Source organism: Shimia biformata (assembly GCF_016888515.1).
Taxonomy (GTDB): domain Bacteria; phylum Pseudomonadota; class Alphaproteobacteria; order Rhodobacterales; family Rhodobacteraceae; genus Shimia_A; species Shimia_A biformata.
On sequence record NZ_JAFEJK010000001.1, the window covers coordinates 1,626,320 to 1,641,716 of the forward strand.

At 63.7% G+C, this 15,397-nt stretch carries 20 protein-coding genes and 2 tRNA genes; 9 read left to right on the forward strand and 13 right to left on the reverse strand.

The features are described 5' to 3' along the window. Positions 1 to 48 precede the first annotated feature (48 nt). Positions 49 to 789: a DUF3108 domain-containing protein gene (locus tag JQ863_RS07820; RefSeq protein WP_204113736.1), complete on the reverse strand. Its 741-nt coding sequence runs from the start codon at positions 787 to 789 to the stop codon at positions 49 to 51. 31 nt (positions 790 to 820) lie between these two features. Here JQ863_RS07820 and meaB point away from each other — a divergent pair, with 31 nt between their 5' ends. The 4 genes from meaB (at position 821) to JQ863_RS07840 (ending at position 3,390) form a co-directional block, all read left to right on the forward strand. After that, positions 821 to 1,801, forward strand: a complete 981-nt coding sequence (meaB, locus tag JQ863_RS07825) for a methylmalonyl Co-A mutase-associated GTPase MeaB (RefSeq protein WP_204113737.1) — start codon at positions 821 to 823, stop codon at positions 1,799 to 1,801. A gap of 290 nt (positions 1,802 to 2,091) precedes the next feature. Next, on the forward strand, positions 2,092 to 2,382 hold the full coding sequence (gene rpmB / locus JQ863_RS07830) for a 50S ribosomal protein L28 (protein ID WP_204113738.1): 291 nt from the start codon (positions 2,092 to 2,094) through the stop codon (positions 2,380 to 2,382). A 106-nt stretch (positions 2,383 to 2,488) separates the two neighbouring features. Beyond that, positions 2,489 to 2,836: a hypothetical protein gene (locus JQ863_RS07835; protein WP_239113232.1), complete on the forward strand. Its 348-nt coding sequence runs from the start codon at positions 2,489 to 2,491 to the stop codon at positions 2,834 to 2,836. 47 nt (positions 2,837 to 2,883) lie between these two features. Next, entirely contained in the window at positions 2,884 to 3,390 is a 507-nt protein-coding gene (locus JQ863_RS07840) for a copper chaperone PCu(A)C (RefSeq protein ID WP_204113739.1), read from the forward strand. A 65-nt stretch (positions 3,391 to 3,455) separates the two neighbouring features. Here the strand turns inward: JQ863_RS07840 and JQ863_RS07845 are convergent, their stop codons facing one another. After that, positions 3,456 to 4,166 (reverse strand): NAD-dependent deacylase, encoded by a 711-nt coding sequence (locus JQ863_RS07845; RefSeq protein ID WP_204113740.1) that lies wholly within the window; start codon positions 4,164 to 4,166, stop codon positions 3,456 to 3,458. Positions 4,167 to 4,243: 77 nt separating this feature from the next. On the opposite strand from JQ863_RS07845, the gene JQ863_RS07850 reads away from it, so the two are divergent. Continuing rightward, positions 4,244 to 4,681: a low molecular weight protein-tyrosine-phosphatase gene (locus JQ863_RS07850; protein ID WP_204113741.1), complete on the forward strand. Its 438-nt coding sequence runs from the start codon at positions 4,244 to 4,246 to the stop codon at positions 4,679 to 4,681. 305 nt (positions 4,682 to 4,986) lie between these two features. Here the strand turns inward: JQ863_RS07850 and JQ863_RS07855 are convergent, their stop codons facing one another. Both JQ863_RS07855 and JQ863_RS07860 read right to left on the reverse strand, forming a co-directional pair. After that, positions 4,987 to 5,937 carry a LysR family transcriptional regulator gene (locus JQ863_RS07855; protein WP_204113742.1) on the reverse strand — a complete coding sequence of 317 codons (951 nt, stop codon included), beginning with the start codon at positions 5,935 to 5,937 and terminating at the stop codon, positions 4,987 to 4,989. A 156-nt stretch (positions 5,938 to 6,093) separates the two neighbouring features. Continuing rightward, positions 6,094 to 6,417 carry a hypothetical protein gene (locus JQ863_RS07860; protein ID WP_204113743.1) on the reverse strand — a complete coding sequence of 108 codons (324 nt, stop codon included), beginning with the start codon at positions 6,415 to 6,417 and terminating at the stop codon, positions 6,094 to 6,096. A gap of 201 nt (positions 6,418 to 6,618) precedes the next feature. On the opposite strand from JQ863_RS07860, the gene JQ863_RS07865 reads away from it, so the two are divergent. From JQ863_RS07865 to JQ863_RS07880, 4 genes are all read left to right on the forward strand, one after another. Next, positions 6,619 to 6,939: an antibiotic biosynthesis monooxygenase family protein gene (locus JQ863_RS07865; protein ID WP_204113744.1), complete on the forward strand. Its 321-nt coding sequence runs from the start codon at positions 6,619 to 6,621 to the stop codon at positions 6,937 to 6,939. 92 nt (positions 6,940 to 7,031) lie between these two features. Beyond that, on the forward strand, positions 7,032 to 7,436 hold the full coding sequence (locus tag JQ863_RS07870) for a universal stress protein (protein WP_204113745.1): 405 nt from the start codon (positions 7,032 to 7,034) through the stop codon (positions 7,434 to 7,436). A 62-nt stretch (positions 7,437 to 7,498) separates the two neighbouring features. Continuing rightward, the gene (locus JQ863_RS07875; protein ID WP_204113746.1) at positions 7,499 to 7,903 is read left to right on the forward strand and encodes a universal stress protein; all 405 of its coding nucleotides are present in this window, start codon (positions 7,499 to 7,501) and stop codon (positions 7,901 to 7,903) included. 89 nt (positions 7,904 to 7,992) lie between these two features. Next, positions 7,993 to 8,808, forward strand: coding sequence for a sugar phosphate isomerase/epimerase family protein (locus JQ863_RS07880; RefSeq protein WP_204113747.1), 816 nt, complete (start codon positions 7,993 to 7,995; stop codon positions 8,806 to 8,808). Here JQ863_RS07880 and JQ863_RS07885 read toward each other — a convergent pair whose 3' ends face one another. The 9 genes from JQ863_RS07885 to glpX all read right to left on the reverse strand — a co-directional run bounded on the left by JQ863_RS07885 (position 8,809) and on the right by glpX (position 15,366). Beyond that, positions 8,809 to 9,894 (reverse strand): CoA transferase, encoded by a 1,086-nt coding sequence (locus JQ863_RS07885; protein WP_204115096.1) that lies wholly within the window; start codon positions 9,892 to 9,894, stop codon positions 8,809 to 8,811. A gap of 44 nt (positions 9,895 to 9,938) precedes the next feature. Then, entirely contained in the window at positions 9,939 to 10,763 is an 825-nt protein-coding gene (locus tag JQ863_RS07890) for an SDR family NAD(P)-dependent oxidoreductase (RefSeq protein ID WP_204113748.1), read from the reverse strand. Positions 10,764 to 10,775: 12 nt separating this feature from the next. Then, entirely contained in the window at positions 10,776 to 11,195 is a 420-nt protein-coding gene (locus tag JQ863_RS07895) for a MaoC family dehydratase (protein WP_239113234.1), read from the reverse strand. Continuing rightward, on the reverse strand, positions 11,195 to 11,638 hold the full coding sequence (locus JQ863_RS07900; protein ID WP_204113750.1) for a MaoC family dehydratase N-terminal domain-containing protein: 444 nt from the start codon (positions 11,636 to 11,638) through the stop codon (positions 11,195 to 11,197). Before JQ863_RS07900 ends, JQ863_RS07895 begins: the two co-directional genes overlap by 1 nt. Before the next feature lie 95 nt (positions 11,639 to 11,733). Further along, positions 11,734 to 11,808 (reverse strand) — tRNA-Glu (locus tag JQ863_RS07905). Between the two features lie 47 nt (positions 11,809 to 11,855). Beyond that, positions 11,856 to 11,930 (reverse strand) — tRNA-Glu (locus tag JQ863_RS07910). A gap of 171 nt (positions 11,931 to 12,101) precedes the next feature. Further along, complete coding sequence (recJ, locus tag JQ863_RS07915) at positions 12,102 to 13,841, reverse strand: single-stranded-DNA-specific exonuclease RecJ (protein WP_204113751.1); 1,740 nt, start codon at positions 13,839 to 13,841, stop codon at positions 12,102 to 12,104. After that, positions 13,838 to 14,395 (reverse strand): cysteine hydrolase family protein, encoded by a 558-nt coding sequence (locus JQ863_RS07920; protein ID WP_204113752.1) that lies wholly within the window; start codon positions 14,393 to 14,395, stop codon positions 13,838 to 13,840. The genes recJ and JQ863_RS07920 overlap by 4 nt, the downstream gene beginning before the upstream one ends. Next, positions 14,395 to 15,366 carry a class II fructose-bisphosphatase gene (glpX, locus tag JQ863_RS07925; RefSeq protein ID WP_204113753.1) on the reverse strand — a complete coding sequence of 324 codons (972 nt, stop codon included), beginning with the start codon at positions 15,364 to 15,366 and terminating at the stop codon, positions 14,395 to 14,397. The genes JQ863_RS07920 and glpX overlap by 1 nt, the downstream gene beginning before the upstream one ends. Positions 15,367 to 15,397: the final 31 nt, after the last annotated feature.

Consider the following 15,397-nt stretch of genomic DNA (forward strand, 5'->3'; position numbering starts at 1 on the left):
CCCTTATCGGCGTGCAATAGAGGAAGGTCCAGCCCGCCAATGCGCGCGTTACTCTCGCCGGATCAGCGTCGCCTTGCCCTGACGGGTCACCGCGTCGATCCGTTCGGCCCGCCACGCACCCGACTGACCCGAATAGGTGACCGAGATCGGCGAGACGGTCATCTCGTCCAGTTCATCCTGCGAATAGCCGCCTATCCGTGTGTAGCTGCCCGAACAGACAACGACATCGCCGTCGCGGTCCTCGGTCATCAGCGTGATCTCAGCGACGCGGGTGCCGTCGAACACCTTTTCCTGAAAGGTGCAGGGCGTTTCGCCGTCGCGATCCAGCAGGATTTCGGCCAGGATCGCAAACGGATCCCTGGACCCCTTCAGGATGGGGGGCGGGATTGGCACGGCAGGCTCTCCGTTTCCGGCCACCTTGCGGGGCAGGGTGCCGGACATGGCCAGCTCGGTTTCCGATTCCCGGCGTCCGGTGTTGATCCGGCCGCGATAACGTTCGGGCAAAAGGCGGCCATTGCGCACCCGGCCATCGCCGCTGACGGAAAACGCGACATGGCGCAGCAGGTCGGCCAGACCGACGGTGCGGAACAACCCACTGCCGCGATAGGTCGCGTCGCGGGTTTCCACCGACATGCGAAACTCACCCACCTTCAGCCCGAAGACATGCGTGCTCCAGACCTGTTCTGCGGCTGCCGGGGCCGCCGACAACAGAATGGCCGCGACCCATGGTAGCGACCCTGATCGTCGCCGGGTGGCAAAGGCTGGACATTGGCGGGGGATGCGGGGCATGAAAGCGGAACTTTGAAACGGGATCTGGCTTATGAATATCGCGGAGCTTCGTGACAAGATAGTGAATCAGGACCGCCGGGCGCTGGCAAGGGCGATCACGCTGGTCGAAAGTGCGCGGGCGGATCATCGCGCACAGGCGGGCGAACTGCTTGAGGCGCTCAAGGATACGGGCCGCGAAGCCATCCGGGTCGGGCTCTCCGGCACGCCCGGTGTGGGCAAATCCACCTTCATCGAAAGCTTCGGCATGATGCTGACCGCGCAGGGGCTGCGGGTGGCGGTCCTTGCGGTGGATCCGTCCTCGACCCGCTCTGGCGGCTCGATCCTGGGCGACAAGACCCGGATGGAACGTCTCAGCCGCGATCCCAATGCCTTCATCCGCCCGTCACCCAGCCAGACCCACCTCGGCGGCGTCGCGCGCCGCACCCGCGAGGCGATCGCGCTGTGCGAGGCGGCGGGGTTCGACGTCGTGCTGATCGAAACCGTCGGCGTCGGCCAGTCGGAAACCATGGTGGCGGAAATGGCCGACCTGTTCCTCTTGCTGCTGGCGCCTGCCGGCGGGGACGAATTGCAGGGTGTGAAACGCGGCATCATGGAAATGGCCGACATCATCCTCGTGAACAAGGCTGACGGCGACCTGAAGGCCACCGCCACCCGCACCTGTGCCGACTATTCCGGGGCGCTGCGCCTGCTGCGCAAACGCGCGCGCGACCCCGAAGGCTTCCCCAAGGCGATGACCGTCTCGGCCTTGCAGGAGGACGGGCTCGAAAAAGCCTGGACCGAGATGCAGGCCCTGGCGACCTGGCGCCGCGACACCGGCCACTGGGCCCGCCGCCGCGCGGAACAGGCGCAGCACTGGTTCATCGAGGAGTTGCGCCAGGGCCTGCTGGCGCGACTGGATGAGGGCGACACCCGCCAACGCATCACCCGCCTGTCCGAGGATGTGGCTGAAGGCCGCCTGACCCCGACCCGCGCCGCGGACGAGATCCTGGCAAACCTGAAACTTGGTCAATGACCCGCACGGTCGGGCAGGGGTATTTTTGACCAGAAAAAAGCCGCTTTCTCTTTCTTCAAATACCTTGGGGTGAATGGCCGCCATGGGCGGGCAGAGGGGCAATGCCCCTTTTCGCCATCGCCCGGGGCGGCCAAGTTGGTGGCGATGTGGATATCTTCGCGGTGAATCACTTGACGCCCCCGGAAAACGGGCCTAAAGACGCCAAACGAGTTTTCGGGCGCTGTCCTTGGCGGCGCCCCTTTGCATTGACGGGGTCCACCCCCGTGGACCGTTAAGACGAGGATGAACCCATGTCGCGCCGCTGCGAACTGACCGGTAAAGGCCCGATGACTGGCAACAATGTCAGCCACGCCAACAACAAAACCAAACGTCGTTTCCTGCCCAACCTGAACGACGTCACCCTGCAATCGGAAACCCTGGGCCGTGGCGTGAAGCTGCGCATTTCGGCCTCGGCTCTGCGCAGCGTCGATCACCGCGGTGGTCTGGACGCCTTCCTTGCGAAAGCCAAGGACGAAGAGCTGTCGGCCAACGCGCTGAAAGTGAAAAAAGAGATTGCCAAGGCACAGGCCGCAAACGCCTGATCTGCCTGACGTAATCGGACAGTGAAGTCAGCCCTGCCGGTCTCCGGCGGGGCTGTTTCCTTTTGCCGCTTTCCATGTCCGGGAAAACCGGTCTAGGGTCCGCGCCATGAACGCGATGCGCGCATATCTCTCGGCGATTCTGGTCGCTGCGCTGGTCCTGACGGGGCACAGCATGGCCATTGCGCGTGGCATGCCCGGTGCGGCGGGCTGGATGGAGCTTTGCACCGGTACCGGCCCGGTCATGGTGGCGATGGATGCCGACGGCCAGCCCACCGGCGAAAGCCATATCTGCCCGGATTTCAGCCTGTCATTGCTTGATCACGTGGCCCCGACCGAGGCGGTCGCGCCGCCGGTTGCGCTTCGGTTCACGACGATTCTGTCCGCCCCCGCACCCCGTTCCGAGGGGCTGACCCCCAGAACCGCCAAAGCACGGGGGCCACCTGCGATCCTGTAAGTCATCTCAACCGACCTGACAGGACCTTTACACGCAGGAGATTACCGATGTCCTTCAAGACTTTCACCCTTGCTGCCCTGACCGCAGCGACCCTTGCCATGCCCGCCTTTGCCGACAGCGTCATTTCGGTCAGCGATGCATATGCCCGTGTTTCGACCAAGATGTCGAAATCCGGCGCCGCCTTCATGGTGATCGAAAACACCGGAGCCGAAGATGACCAACTGGTCGGCGTTTCGTCCGACATTGCCGCCCGGGTGGAACTGCATACCCACAAGGATGACGGCAATGGCAATATGAAGATGATGCATGTCGAGGATGGTTTTGCCATCCCCGCCGGTGGAAAACACATGCTGAAGCGGGGCGGCGATCACGTGATGTTCATGGGGCTCAAGACGGGGTTGGACCATGGCGACAGCGTTACCGTGACCCTGAGTTTTGAGAAGGCAGGCGACGTGACCGTCGAAATTCCCGTCGATCTTGACCGCAAAGCAGATCATGGGGCCATGAATCCCTCGGGGGACCATTCCGGCCATAAGATGAAGAACGACAGCTAAGTGGTTCTTCCCAAAAGTAAAACAAGAAAAGGCCGGGGTGTATCCCGGCCTTTTTCGTTCCTGACCTAACGGCCCGCGGCGCGTTTCAATTCGCTGGCAACCCAGGCCGGGACGGTTTCGGTCGCCTTGCCGAAACAGGTCTCGGCAAAATCGGATACGGTGGACGAGGGCGCGAGGTTGATCTCGATCGTATGCGCGCCGCCCATGGCGGCATCGCGCACAAAGGCGGCGGCGGGATAGACCTCGCCCGAGGTGCCAATGGCGGCAAAGACGTCAGCCGAGGCAAGATGCGCCCAGATGTCATCCATGTAATAGGGCATCTCGCCGAACCAGACCACGTCGGGCCGGGTGGCGGGCGCGCCGCAGGTGGGGCAGGGATCGGGCTTGTGCATCTCGGGCGGGGCCTCCCACCGCGCGTCGCAGGCGGCACAGAGCGCGCCTGCCAGACGGCCATGCATGTGCAGCACGTTGCGCGATCCGGCGGCTTCGTGCAGGCCGTCGACATTCTGGGTCACGATCACCACTTCGCCGGGATGCTTCGCCTCTAGCGTGGCCAGCGCGGTGTGCGCGGCGTTGGGGGTGGCCTTTGCCGCGTGCTGGCGGCGGGCGTTGTAGAAGCCATGCACAAGGTCGGGGTCACGGGCGAACCCTTCGGGCGTAGCCACGTCCTCGATCCGGTGTTGCGACCAAAGCCCGCCTTCGTCGCGGAACGTGCCCAGCCCGCTTTCCGCCGAAATGCCCGCGCCCGTCAGGATCACGATCTTGTCTGCCGCCATGCCGCCCTCCGATCTTGCGCCGCTACCTTGGCAATCGTGGCCGGATCGGGCAAGGGTGGAGGAAAAGGAGCGCGCCGATGAATGTCCTCTTTGTCTGCCTTGGCAATATCTGCCGGTCTCCGGCCGCCGAAGGGGTGTTTCGTCAGATCGCCCATGGCTGCGCCACCGACAGCGCCGGGACCGGCAGCTGGCACGTGGGGGAACCGCCCTATGGCCCGATGCAGGACGCCGCCCGCGCGCGGGGCTATGACCTGTCCGACCTGCGTGCGCGGCAATTTTCAGCCCGCGATTTCGACCGTTTCGACCTCATTATCGGCATGGATGCCAGCAACATCGCCAATATCGAGCGTCTGCGGCCCAAAGACAGCACAACGCCCGTGCGCCTGTTCACCGATTACGCCCCGGATACGGGTATGGATGAGGTGCCTGACCCCTATTACACCCGCGATTTCGACGGCGCGCTGGACCTGATCGAGCTTTGCGCCAAAGGGTTGTGCCGGGATATCGGGGTTTAGGGTCAGGACCCATTGATCCTGCATCACTGGCGCCAAACCCGCGAAATATCAGGGGTTTGGAGCGCGCCGGGAATAGTGGTTCCATTTCCAAGCGCTCCAAGCCGCTGAGATGAAGCGGGTTTGACGTCCGTCGCTCCGAAGGAGCGCCAATCAACAGCGGCACGCCTTCGGCGTGACGGATTTGGCGGATTTTCAGCCTGACGGCTTCTCAGGGCCTTGAAATAGAACGACTATTCCTGCGGCCCTGATCATGGTCAGACAGAAAATCTGCCAAACCAGTGGCGCAGGATCAATGGGTCCTGACCCTAGTCACCGATCAGCGACAGGCTGTCCCCAAGCCAGGGCAGCGCGGCGCGGGCCGGGTCGATAACCTGTTCGCGCAGAAGTGCCCGCAGGGTTGTGGCAACCGTCGCCGGCACGTCCTCGGGCCAGTCGGCACTGGCATAGAGCGAGATCGTGCGCGTGAACGGCGCGAAGGGCAGGGGATGGGCCGCGACCCGGTCATGAAACCGGCCCGCCCGCATGAAGCCAAGCGGGGTGGTGATGGTCCAACCGGCGCCATTGGCCACCAGTGCCATCAGCGCAACATGGCTGCCGATCTGGAAATGGTCGTCGAAGGTCTGGCCCGCACGGGCCAGCTGGGTTTCGATCTGCTGGCTTATCAGCTGGTCTGCGTCATAGCGCAGAAACGGCAGACCGGACATGGCGTCCGTTGGGGCGGTGTCGCGCGGAGAGACCAGAATGAACGGATCCCGCACCAGCCGGGTTTCCTGCACGCCGGCGATGACCTCTCCGCTGCTGGCGGCAACACCCAGGTGCAGGCTGCGATCCCGCAGCGCGGTGGTGATTCCCAGCGACGGCGCAGTGAGCAGGGTCAGGTGCCCGCCATTCAGCGTCTCGGCCAGGATCGTCGCCAGACGCGGCGTCAGGTCATTGTCGAAATCGTCGATGATCCCCATCGACAGCGTGCTGAGGTGGCCAAGATCGAGAACAGCCAGTTCGGATTGCCCCAGCCGCAATTCGCTCAGCGCGGTCTGCGCCCGTGTCAGAAAGCTGCGCCCGGCCGGGGTCAGGGACATGGGTCGCTTGCCGTGGTCCACCAGCGCCGTGCCTAGCGCGGATTCAAGGTTTCGGATCTGCTGGCTGACCGCGGGCTGCGACAGGCCTGTCGCCTGCGCCGCCTGCGCGACCGACCCGCTGGCCGCCAGCGCCTCGAACACTTCCAGCCCCTTCAGGGTGACGCCCTTGATAAGCATTCTGGCCTCCGGTGGTTTTCAAAATAGTGAAACTGTCCGGGGCTGCGGTCAAGAAGCGACCACCGTTTTTTAACAAAAAAACCAAAGGCATGGGGCAAGTGCCGCAATATGCCCCGCGCGGGTATTTTATTCGGGAATGTGATGGTGCTGGGGGTGTTATTTCACCAGATGGCCACAGCTTGCCGCGGCGATGCCGCCGAAATCCTTGTAGCGCAGCCAGAACTTTTCATGGGCGCGATTGTCGGACTGGCGGATTTCCTGGCTGCGGTGCGGGTCATTGAAGAAGGTCGCGGCGATGCGCTGATCCTTGACCGACAGGGTCTGATTGGCGACCTGCTGGATGCAGTTGCACAGCGGGCGGGATTTCTGACGCCTGTCGGACTTGAGACAAGCCTTGTCCATCAGCCCGGCCTGCACCGCTACCGGCGCTGCGGGAAGTAACATCAGCGCCACCAGCGCCACGCAAAGACCCTTGGTCATGAATGCCTCATCGCCTCGTTTTTTCCGTCCTGCGTGCGCGGCATCTTTGGCCGTCATCTTTTGCAGGACAATGCTCGGGCGCAGTATGCCGCCAACGCCGTCGAATTTCAATTCCCCGCCAACCATTCGCCGCGACGCCGTTTTCCCGCTTCCCACCGCGCCCCGGCGTGGTCTAACCTGATCCCAGGAGGAGCCGTTCACATGCCCAAGATTTCCCAATCCAATCAATACCAAACCGTGATCACCACCTTCGAGATGACCCCCGGAACCTGCCAGGATCTGCTGGATGCGCTGACCTCGGCCTATGACGAGTTCATCTCCAAGCAGCCGGGCTTCATCTCGGCCGGATTGCATGTCAACGACGCGCAGACCCGGATCGCCAACTACTCGCAATGGGAGCGGCGCGAGGATTTCCAGGCCATGCTGCGCAGCGATGAGATGCGCGAGCGCAATCGCAAGATCAACCTGCTGTGCCGCAGCTTCGAGCCGGTGATGTATGACGTCGCCAAGACCTATGGCTGAGGGATGATTCCGGCGCGCTGCGACATGACCTGAATCAAGGCCGCCATCCGCTGCTTCTCATACACTCCTGTCAAACATCAGGAGTTTTTGACATGTACAAACATATTCTTGTTCCGGTCTCTTTTGACGATGACCGCAATGCACCGGCTTCGCTGGATGTGGCCAAAGTGCTGCTGGACGAGGGCGGCAAGGTTACCTTGCTGCACGTGATGGAGCAGGTGCCGCAATACGCCATCAGCTATATCTCGACCGACACCCGTGCCGAGACCAAGAAGGCCATCAAGTCGGCGCTGTCGAACATGTCGGACCTGCCGGGGGCAGAGGCCGTGGTCGTCGAAGGCCATTCCGCCCGCACCATTCTTGACTGGGCAGAGGAAAACAAACCCGACTGTATCATCGTCGCCTCGCACCGTCCGGGCATGCAGGATTACCTTCTGGGGTCGACCGCCGCGCGCGTGGTGCGCCATGCCCAATGCGCGGTGCATGTGGTGCGCTGATCCCGGCGCATCGTCCTGACCAGAGGAACGAAGAAAGGGAGCGGACAAGAAAGGAGGAGCTCATGTATAGAAATATCCTTGTGCCGATTGCCGTGGATCACGATCCGCATACCGCTCAGGTGCTTGATATTGCCCGGCTTCTGGCCGATGAGGGGGCGTCGATCACGGCATTGACCGTGGTCGAGGCCATCCCCGAATATGTCGCCCAGCAACTGCCCGAGGGCCAGCTGGAAAAGACACGGCACATGGTCGAGGATGGGCTCAGGTCCGAAGTCAGCGGGGCCGATGTCAAGGTTGTCGTGGTCTCGGGCCATTCCGGGCGCACGATCCTTGATTATGCCGAAGAACACGGGATCGACTGCATCGTGATGCATTCGCATCGCCCCGGCCTGACGGATTATCTGCTTGGCTCGACGGCGGCGCGGGTCGTCCGCCATGCCAAATGCGCGGTGCATGTCCTGCGCTGACCCGCCATGCGCATGACGCAGAAACTGCATGTTCCCCGTTGCCACCCTCTGTGCCATGGTGCAGGCAGGATAGAACGGGGACCGATTTCATGAGTGATCTGCCGATTGTCGGCGCGCAGCTCAGCGTGCTGGACCTGGACCGCCACCGCGACTGGCTGTTTGAAAAGAACCGGGACCTTGAACTGCCCGAGTTCTGCATGGCCGACATCCTGAAAAAACCCGACACGTTCATCGACATGGCCCAAAAGAAGCTGGACGGCTGGTCCGGGCGGTTGGGTATTCACGGGCCGTTTTCTGGCTTCGAGCTGGACGTGAAGGACCGCGACATCCGCCCCATCGTGCAGGCGCGGCTGGATATGGCGCTGGATGTCTGCGGACGGCTTGGGGCGGTGCAGATGGTGATCCACTCGCCTTACGACCGCTGGGACCAGACCAACCTCGACCGCGCGCCGAAACTGCGCGACGGAATGCGCAACGCGATTCTGGACACGCTGAAACCGGCGCTGGCGCGGGCCGAGGACATGGGCGTCACGATGGTTCTGGAAAACATCAAGGACACCGACCCCCGCGACCGCCGCGCCGTGGTCGAGGCCGCAGACAGCCCCGCCCTGCGCCTCTCGGTCGATACCGGCCACGCGCATTGGGCGCATTGGGTCGACGGCGCGCCGACCTGCGATATGTTCATCGCCGATGCCGGTGACCTGTTGGGCCATGTGCATCTGCAGGACACAGATGGCTATGCTGACCGGCACTGGCCACTGGGTCGCGGAAATATCCCGTGGTTTGGTGTGTTCGAGGCGCTGAAACGCTGCAAATCCGCGCCCCACCTGATTGTCGAGATCAACGATTTCGATCAGGTGCAGGCCAGCGTCGCCCACCTTGAGGCGCTGGGCCTCGCGCAGTAGTCAAAGCCCCAGTTCGGCCCTGATCTCGGCGTCATGCTGACCGCGCGTGGGGCTTTCTGGGGCCGTCCAGCCAGTGTCGGTCGAAAACCGTGGGGCAGGGGCAGCCTGCAATGTGCCGTGGGCCTCCACCCATGTCCCACGGGCGGCGTTCATCGCATGGTCGCGCGCCTCTTCCGGGTTCAGCACCGGGGCGACGCAGGCGTCGGTGCCAAGAAACAGCGCGGCCCAATCGTCACGCGGTTTCGTGGCAAAGATCGCCGCCAGCCGTTCTGTCAGTTCGGGCCATGACGCCCGATCATATTGTCGCGCAAAACCGGGATCGTCGGAAAGGCCAAGCAGGTCGAGGAAGGCGGCATAGAACTGCGGCTCAAGGCATTGGACCGAGATATACCCGCCATCGTGACAACGGTAGCTGCGGCTCCAATGCGGGCCGTCGAGCAGGTTCTGACCCCGCGCCGACTGAAAGGCGCCGGACTGCCACATCGTCATGAGCAGGTTCATCATATGGGCCGATCCGTCATAGATCGCGGCGTCCACGACACAGCCCCGACCACTGCCGCGCGCCTTCAGGATGCCAGCCAGAAGGCCAACCGCCAGATACATCGCCCCGCCGCCGATATCGCCCACCAGTGTGGGCGGGGTGAAGGGGGCGTCGCCTGCATTTCCGGCAAACCACGCCGCGCCCGACATCGAGATATAGTTCAGGTCATGCCCCGCGGCACGCGACAGCGGCCCGTCCTGTCCCCAGCCGGTCATCCGGCCAAAGACCAGCGCGGGATTGATCGCGTGACAGGCCTCCGGCCCGATCCCGAGCTTTTCCATCACGCCGGGGCGGAACCCCTCGATCAACCCATCTGCCGTGGCAACCAGTTTGCGGAAAACCTCAAGATCATCGACGTCTTTCAGGTCCAGCGCGATCGAGCGTTTGCCCCGGTCCAGAAGCGACCGTTCGGGCATGCCCGGTGTCGACTTGCCGCCCTTGCGATGCACGACGATCACGTCGGCCCCAAGATCGGCCATCAGCATGGCGGCAAAGGGGCCGGGGCCCAGCCCCTCGACCTCGATGATACGGACGCCTTCAAGGATCATTCCGGTCCTCCGGTTACAGGGCGAAACTTACAGGTCGAATCTTACAGGGCGAAACCGCCACCAACGACAAGCACCTGTCCCGAGACGAAATCCGACTCGGGGCAGCAGAACAGATAGACACCGCCCGCCGCCTCTTCCGGCGTGCCGGACCGTCCGATGGGGATCATCGCCTCGAACCCTTCGACGACCTTGGCGGGGATGCCGATATTGACCTCGTTGCCCTCGACATTGATCGTTGTCTTCTCCTCGACCGCTTCGGTCAACCGCGTGGCGATCATGCCGAAGGCGACGCAGTTCACGTTGACCTTGTAGCGCCCCCATTCCTTGGACAGCGTCTTGGTCAGCCCGATCACGCCGGCCTTGGCCGAGGCATAGTTCGCCTGTCCGATATTGCCGCCGGTTCCGGCCACGGACGAGATATTGACCACCTTGCGGAACACCTCGAAGCCATTGGCCGCCTCTTCCTTGGCCGCGGGAATGATGAAATGGGACGCCGCGCGCAGGATGCGGAACGGCGCCTTCAGATGCACGTCCATCATCGCGTCGAACTGCCTGTCCGACATCTTGTTGATCATCGAATCAAAGGTATAGCCCGCGTTGTTGACGATGATGTCGACACCGCCAAAGGCGTCGACCCCGGCCTTGATGAACCGGTCCCCGAAATCCGGTTCCGTGACCGAGCCGGGCAGGGCAAGCGCCTTGACGCCCATCGCGCGGATCGCCTCGGCAACCTCCTGCGCCGGGTCCGCGTCAAGGTCGTTCACCACGATATTCGCCCCTTCCGAGGCCAGTTTCAGCGCAATCGCGCGGCCAATTCCGCGCCCGCCGCCCGTCACATAGGCTGTCTTGCCTTCAAGTCTTGCCATGATGCCTTCCCATTATTCCGGCAGCGCAACCGTCGCGCTGCCCTTCAGCTTTACCTCGCCATCCGAGGCGGTGGCGACGAGGTCCAGTTCAACAAGCTTTTCGCCACCTTCAACCCGTTTTGCCGCGACAGTGCCGGTGCAGGTCATCACCGTGTTGACCGGGGTGATCGCGGTGAAGCGGGTCGACAGCGACCGGATCGCCGACTGCGGCACCCAGTTCGTCACCAGCCGCCCGAGATAGGCCATGTTCAGCATGCCATGGGCAAAGACATCCTCCATCCCGTGCGCGCGGGCGAAGTCGATGTCGACATGGATCGGGTTGTGATCGCCGGACGCCCCACAATAAAGCGCAAGCGTGGTGCGGGTGATCTTGTCGGTCACAAGGTCGGGCAGGGTGTCGCCGACAGAAAGCGCGTCAAAGGTCAGTGCCATCATCCGTTCCTCACCACGATGGTCGATGCCATCTCGACCACTTTTTCGCCGCGCTGGTTCGTCACCTCGGTCTTGCGGATCACGAACTCAAGCGCGCCGCCCTTCTTGGCAAAGATATTGTCGATCCGGTCCTGATAGGTCAGCGTATCCCCGGCGACGATGGGGGCGAAATACTGGAAATCCTGCGATCCATGCAGGACGCGGCCAATCTCGACTCCAAGCAGGTCGAACAGCGCAAAAGACCGGTCGTTTTCCAGCGCCAGAACGATTGCAAAGGTTGGTGGAGCAAGCAGGTCGGCATGGCCTGCCGCCTTCGCCGCCTCGCTGTCCCAATAGACCGGGTCGGTCTGGCCCGTGGCCTTGGCAAAGAATTTCAGACGGCCATGTTCCACCACGGCGCTGTGCGGCGGCATCCTGTGGCCGATATATTGCTGATCGATCATGTGCCTCTCTCCCTTGACCGCAGAGTGACGCGGAAACAGAGCGTTGTGAAGCGCTTGGCACGCAACGTCACTTGGCCGGGTAACTGAGAGAAAAGTGGCAGCCCGTAGGGGAATCGAACCCCTCTTTCCAGGTTGAAAACCTGGCGTCCTAACCGATAGACGAACGGGCCACGGGAACGATGGTCAGGTCTTGATCCATGTTCGGAAACAGCTTCGGTGGCAGCCCGTAGGGGAATCGAACCCCTCTTTCCAGGTTGAAAACCTGGCGTCCTAACCGATAGACGAACGGGCCGTGCCGAAGCGTGAGGCGGTATCTAGTAAAACCACCCCGCAGGCGCAAGCGGAAATTTGATCCCGTTTGGCATTTTTTGACGGTCGGGCAGGGGGCGCTGCCCCCTCGCTTGAAAACCGTGACGGTTTTCAAGCGTCACCCCCGGAGTATTGCGGCAAGAAAGAAGCGGGGTCAGGCTTCGGCGGCGTCTTCCAGTCGCAGTTGCGGGGACTGGCGGCCCTGCCAGGTGTTGACCTCAAGCCGGCCCGCCAGGTGGAAGCGTTTGCCGCCGTGGTTTTCCAGTGCGGGGCCAAGCGCCGTGTCGTATGCGCCAAAGGCAATTGCGTCGATGCGGGCGGACAGCCCGTCCGAGATGGTCACTTTCAGGTGGCTGTCGCCGACGCGCTTGGCAAAGCGGATCTCGGCCTCGGGGAAGGCAAAGCGCGGGCCGGGGGCGCCGGCGCCGAACGGTCCGGCGGCGTCGATCTGTTCGATCAGCTCGACGGTCGCGGCACCCGGCATCAGCGCGCCATCCAGTTTCAGGTCCGCGGGACCGGCAGCACCTGCGCCCTGTTTGGCCAGAAGGTCCGTCAGCCGCGCCATCGCCGCCTCCAGCTGGTCGCGCGCGACGGTCAGCCCGGCGGCCATCTTGTGCCCGCCGCCCTTGATCAACAGCCCCTCGGCGGCAAGGCGCTGGATCGACGCGCCAAGGTCCACGCCCGAGACCGAGCGGCCAGAGCCCTTGCCCTCGTCCCCGTCCAGCCCGATCACGATGGCGGGGCGGTTGGTGGCCTCTTTCAGGCGGCTGGCGACGATGCCGACCACGCCGGGATGCCAGCCCTCACCTGCGGCCCAGACCAGCGGCGCGTCCAGCCCGCGTTCCTCGGCCTGTGCCATGGCCGCGGCGCGCACGGCGGCCTCGATCTCGCGGCGTTCGCTGTTGAGGTCATCCAGCCGTTCCGCCAGCGCGCGCGCCTCGTGCGGGTCGTCGGTGGCCAGAATGCGCGCACCGAGGTCGGCCTGCCCGACGCGGCCGCCGGCATTGACGCGGGGCCCCAGCAGGAACCCCAGCGCATAGGTGTTAGGGGCATTGTCCATCCGCGCCACATCCGCCAGCGCCACAAGGCCGGGGCGGTTGCGGCGCGCCATGATCTTCAACCCCTGCCGCACCAGCGCGCGATTGACCCCGATGAGCGGGGCGACATCGGCCACGGTTGCCAGCGCGACAAGGTCAAGCATCCCGATCAGGTCCGGCCCGGTGACGCCGTCTCCCCGCATCTGGCGGTTCACCTCGACCAGAAACAGGAACACCACGGCGGCAGCGCAGAGATGGGCAAGGTCGCCGCTTTCGTCCTGCCGGTTCGGGTTCACCACGGCCAGCGCGTCGGGCAGGGTTTCGCCGCCCAGGTGGTGGTCCAGCACGATCACGTCCGCGCCTTTTGCGGCGGCGATCGGGCCGTGGGAAAGCGTGCCGCAATCGACGCAGATGATCAGGTCATGATCTTTGGCCAGCGCTGCCATGGCGGGCTCATTTGGGCCATACCCCTCGTCGATGCGGTCGGGGACATAAAGCTTGGCCGGGCGCCCCATGGCGCGCAGCCACGCGATCAGCAGCGCGGCGGACGACCCGCCATCGACATCGTAGTCGGCAAAGACCGCGATCCTTTCCCCCGCCTTCACAGCGCGGCGAAAGCGGTTGGCGGCGGTTTCCATGTCCTTCAGCTTGTGCGGATCAGGCAGTAGGTCGCGCAGCTGCGGTTCCAGATAGCCATCGACCTCTTCCGGCGGCACGCCCAGCCGCGCCAGCACCTGGCACAGGGCGCGCGGCAGGGGGGTGGTCTGCGCCAGCTGTTCGGCCAGACGTTCGGTCTCGACCCCCGGTCCCAGCCACCGCCGCCCGGTGAGCGAGCTTTCGACGCCGAGAAAACTCATAGCCGCTCCAGTATGGCGTCGCTGGACAGGGCGCGGCAGAACTCGCCATGCAGCATCGACACTTCGGCGGTGTGGATCGCTTCGGCGCTCATGGGGGCGGCGTTGCCCCATGAGACATCGGCATGGGTTTCAAACGCGGCGCAGGCGTCATGGGCCAGCCATGTGTCAAACCCCAGATTGGCCGACATCCGCACCGAGGTAGAGATACACTGCGGCGTCGAAAGCCCTGCAATCACGACGTTTTCCACCTTGGCGGCCCGCAGCCGGTCCTCAAGATCCGTGCCGATGAAGGCAGAGTTCGTGTGTTTGGTCAGGACCGGTTCGTCGCCCTCGGGCGCGACCACGGCTTTGATCGTGGTGCCGCCATTTGACGGGTGCAGCGGGCTTTCTGGGCGCAGCGATTCATGGCGGACATGGATCACGGGAAGCCCCGCATTGCGAAACGCCGCCAGCAGGCGGGCGGCGTTTTCTTCTGCGTCGGGGTTGTTGCGCGCGCCCCATTTGGGGCTGTCCATCCCCTCCTGAATGTCGATCAGGACCAGCGCGCGCGTCATCAGATCGAGTCGACCGGCGTGCGATAGCTCATGCGGCGGACCGAGCCGGATTTCGAGCGCATCAGCAGGGTCTCGGTGGTGATCCAGCCCGGCTCGCGCTTGATGCCCGACACCAGCGATCCGTTGGTCACGCCGGTGGCGGCAAAGATCACGTCCTGCGTCACCATCTCGTCACGGGAATAGACCTTGTCGAAATCGGTGATCCCGGCACGTTCAGCGCGGGCACGTTCGTCGTCGTTGCGGAACACAAGGCGGCCATACATCTGCCCGCCCATACATTTCAGCGCCGCCGCCGCCAGCACACCTTCGGGCGCGCCGCCGGTGCCCATATACATGTCGATCCCGGTGATGTGGCTTTCGGCGCAGTGCATCACACCGGCAACGTCGCCGTCGGTGATCAGGCGGATCGACGCTCCGGTCGAGCGGACCTCGGCGATCATGTCCTCGTGGCGCGGGCGCTCAAGGATGCAGACGGTGATATCCGAGGGCGCACAGCCCTTTTCGCTGGCCAGCGCCGAAATCCGGGTCGCGGGCGGCATGTCCAGCGTCACCAGCCCTTCGGGGTAGCCCGCACCGATGGCCAGCTTTTCCATGTAGGTGTCCGGCGCATGCAGCATCGAGCCGCGCGGCCCCATGGCAATCACCGTCAGCGCGTTCGGCATGTCCTTGGCGGTCAGCGTGGTGCCTTCCAGCGGATCCAGCGCGATATCCACGCCGGGGCCGTTGCCGTTGCCGACCTCTTCGCCGATGTACAGCATCGGGGCTTCGTCGCGTTCGCCTTCGCCGATCACCACCACACCCGAGATATCAAGCAGGTTCAGCTGTTCGCGCATGGCGTTGACGGCGGCCTGATCCGCCGCTTTTTCATTGCCGCGTCCAACCCAGTCGGCCGAGGCAAGGGCGGCTTGTTCGGCAACACGGGCAAGCCCGAGCGAAAGCATACGGTCGTGGAATTCGGCTTTGGGAGACATCGGCTTCCTGTCCTCTTGAAGAATTGGCTTT

What these genes read in the sequence shown, in the direction of transcription:
- JQ863_RS07820 (WP_204113736.1), bottom strand. Translation starts at nt 789, where the DNA reads ATGCCCCGCATCCCCCGCCAATGTCCAGCCTTTGCCACCCGGCGACGA.
- meaB (WP_204113737.1), top strand. Translation starts at nt 821, where the DNA reads ATGAATATCGCGGAGCTTCGTGACAAGATAGTGAATCAGGACCGCCGG.
- rpmB (WP_204113738.1), top strand. Translation starts at nt 2,092, where the DNA reads ATGTCGCGCCGCTGCGAACTGACCGGTAAAGGCCCGATGACTGGCAAC.
- JQ863_RS07835 (WP_239113232.1), top strand. Translation starts at nt 2,489, where the DNA reads ATGAACGCGATGCGCGCATATCTCTCGGCGATTCTGGTCGCTGCGCTG.
- JQ863_RS07840 (WP_204113739.1), top strand. Translation starts at nt 2,884, where the DNA reads ATGTCCTTCAAGACTTTCACCCTTGCTGCCCTGACCGCAGCGACCCTT.
- JQ863_RS07845 (WP_204113740.1), bottom strand. Translation starts at nt 4,166, where the DNA reads ATGGCGGCAGACAAGATCGTGATCCTGACGGGCGCGGGCATTTCGGCG.
- JQ863_RS07850 (WP_204113741.1), top strand. Translation starts at nt 4,244, where the DNA reads ATGAATGTCCTCTTTGTCTGCCTTGGCAATATCTGCCGGTCTCCGGCC.
- JQ863_RS07855 (WP_204113742.1), bottom strand. Translation starts at nt 5,937, where the DNA reads ATGCTTATCAAGGGCGTCACCCTGAAGGGGCTGGAAGTGTTCGAGGCG.
- JQ863_RS07860 (WP_204113743.1), bottom strand. Translation starts at nt 6,417, where the DNA reads ATGACCAAGGGTCTTTGCGTGGCGCTGGTGGCGCTGATGTTACTTCCC.
- JQ863_RS07865 (WP_204113744.1), top strand. Translation starts at nt 6,619, where the DNA reads ATGCCCAAGATTTCCCAATCCAATCAATACCAAACCGTGATCACCACC.
- JQ863_RS07870 (WP_204113745.1), top strand. Translation starts at nt 7,032, where the DNA reads ATGTACAAACATATTCTTGTTCCGGTCTCTTTTGACGATGACCGCAAT.
- JQ863_RS07875 (WP_204113746.1), top strand. Translation starts at nt 7,499, where the DNA reads ATGTATAGAAATATCCTTGTGCCGATTGCCGTGGATCACGATCCGCAT.
- JQ863_RS07880 (WP_204113747.1), top strand. Translation starts at nt 7,993, where the DNA reads ATGAGTGATCTGCCGATTGTCGGCGCGCAGCTCAGCGTGCTGGACCTG.
- JQ863_RS07890 (WP_204113748.1), bottom strand. Translation starts at nt 10,763, where the DNA reads ATGGCAAGACTTGAAGGCAAGACAGCCTATGTGACGGGCGGCGGGCGC.
- JQ863_RS07895 (WP_239113234.1), bottom strand. Translation starts at nt 11,195, where the DNA reads ATGGCACTGACCTTTGACGCGCTTTCTGTCGGCGACACCCTGCCCGAC.
- JQ863_RS07900 (WP_204113750.1), bottom strand. Translation starts at nt 11,638, where the DNA reads ATGATCGATCAGCAATATATCGGCCACAGGATGCCGCCGCACAGCGCC.
- recJ (WP_204113751.1), bottom strand. Translation starts at nt 13,841, where the DNA reads ATGAGTTTTCTCGGCGTCGAAAGCTCGCTCACCGGGCGGCGGTGGCTG.
- JQ863_RS07920 (WP_204113752.1), bottom strand. Translation starts at nt 14,395, where the DNA reads ATGACGCGCGCGCTGGTCCTGATCGACATTCAGGAGGGGATGGACAGC.
- glpX (WP_204113753.1), bottom strand. Translation starts at nt 15,366, where the DNA reads ATGTCTCCCAAAGCCGAATTCCACGACCGTATGCTTTCGCTCGGGCTT.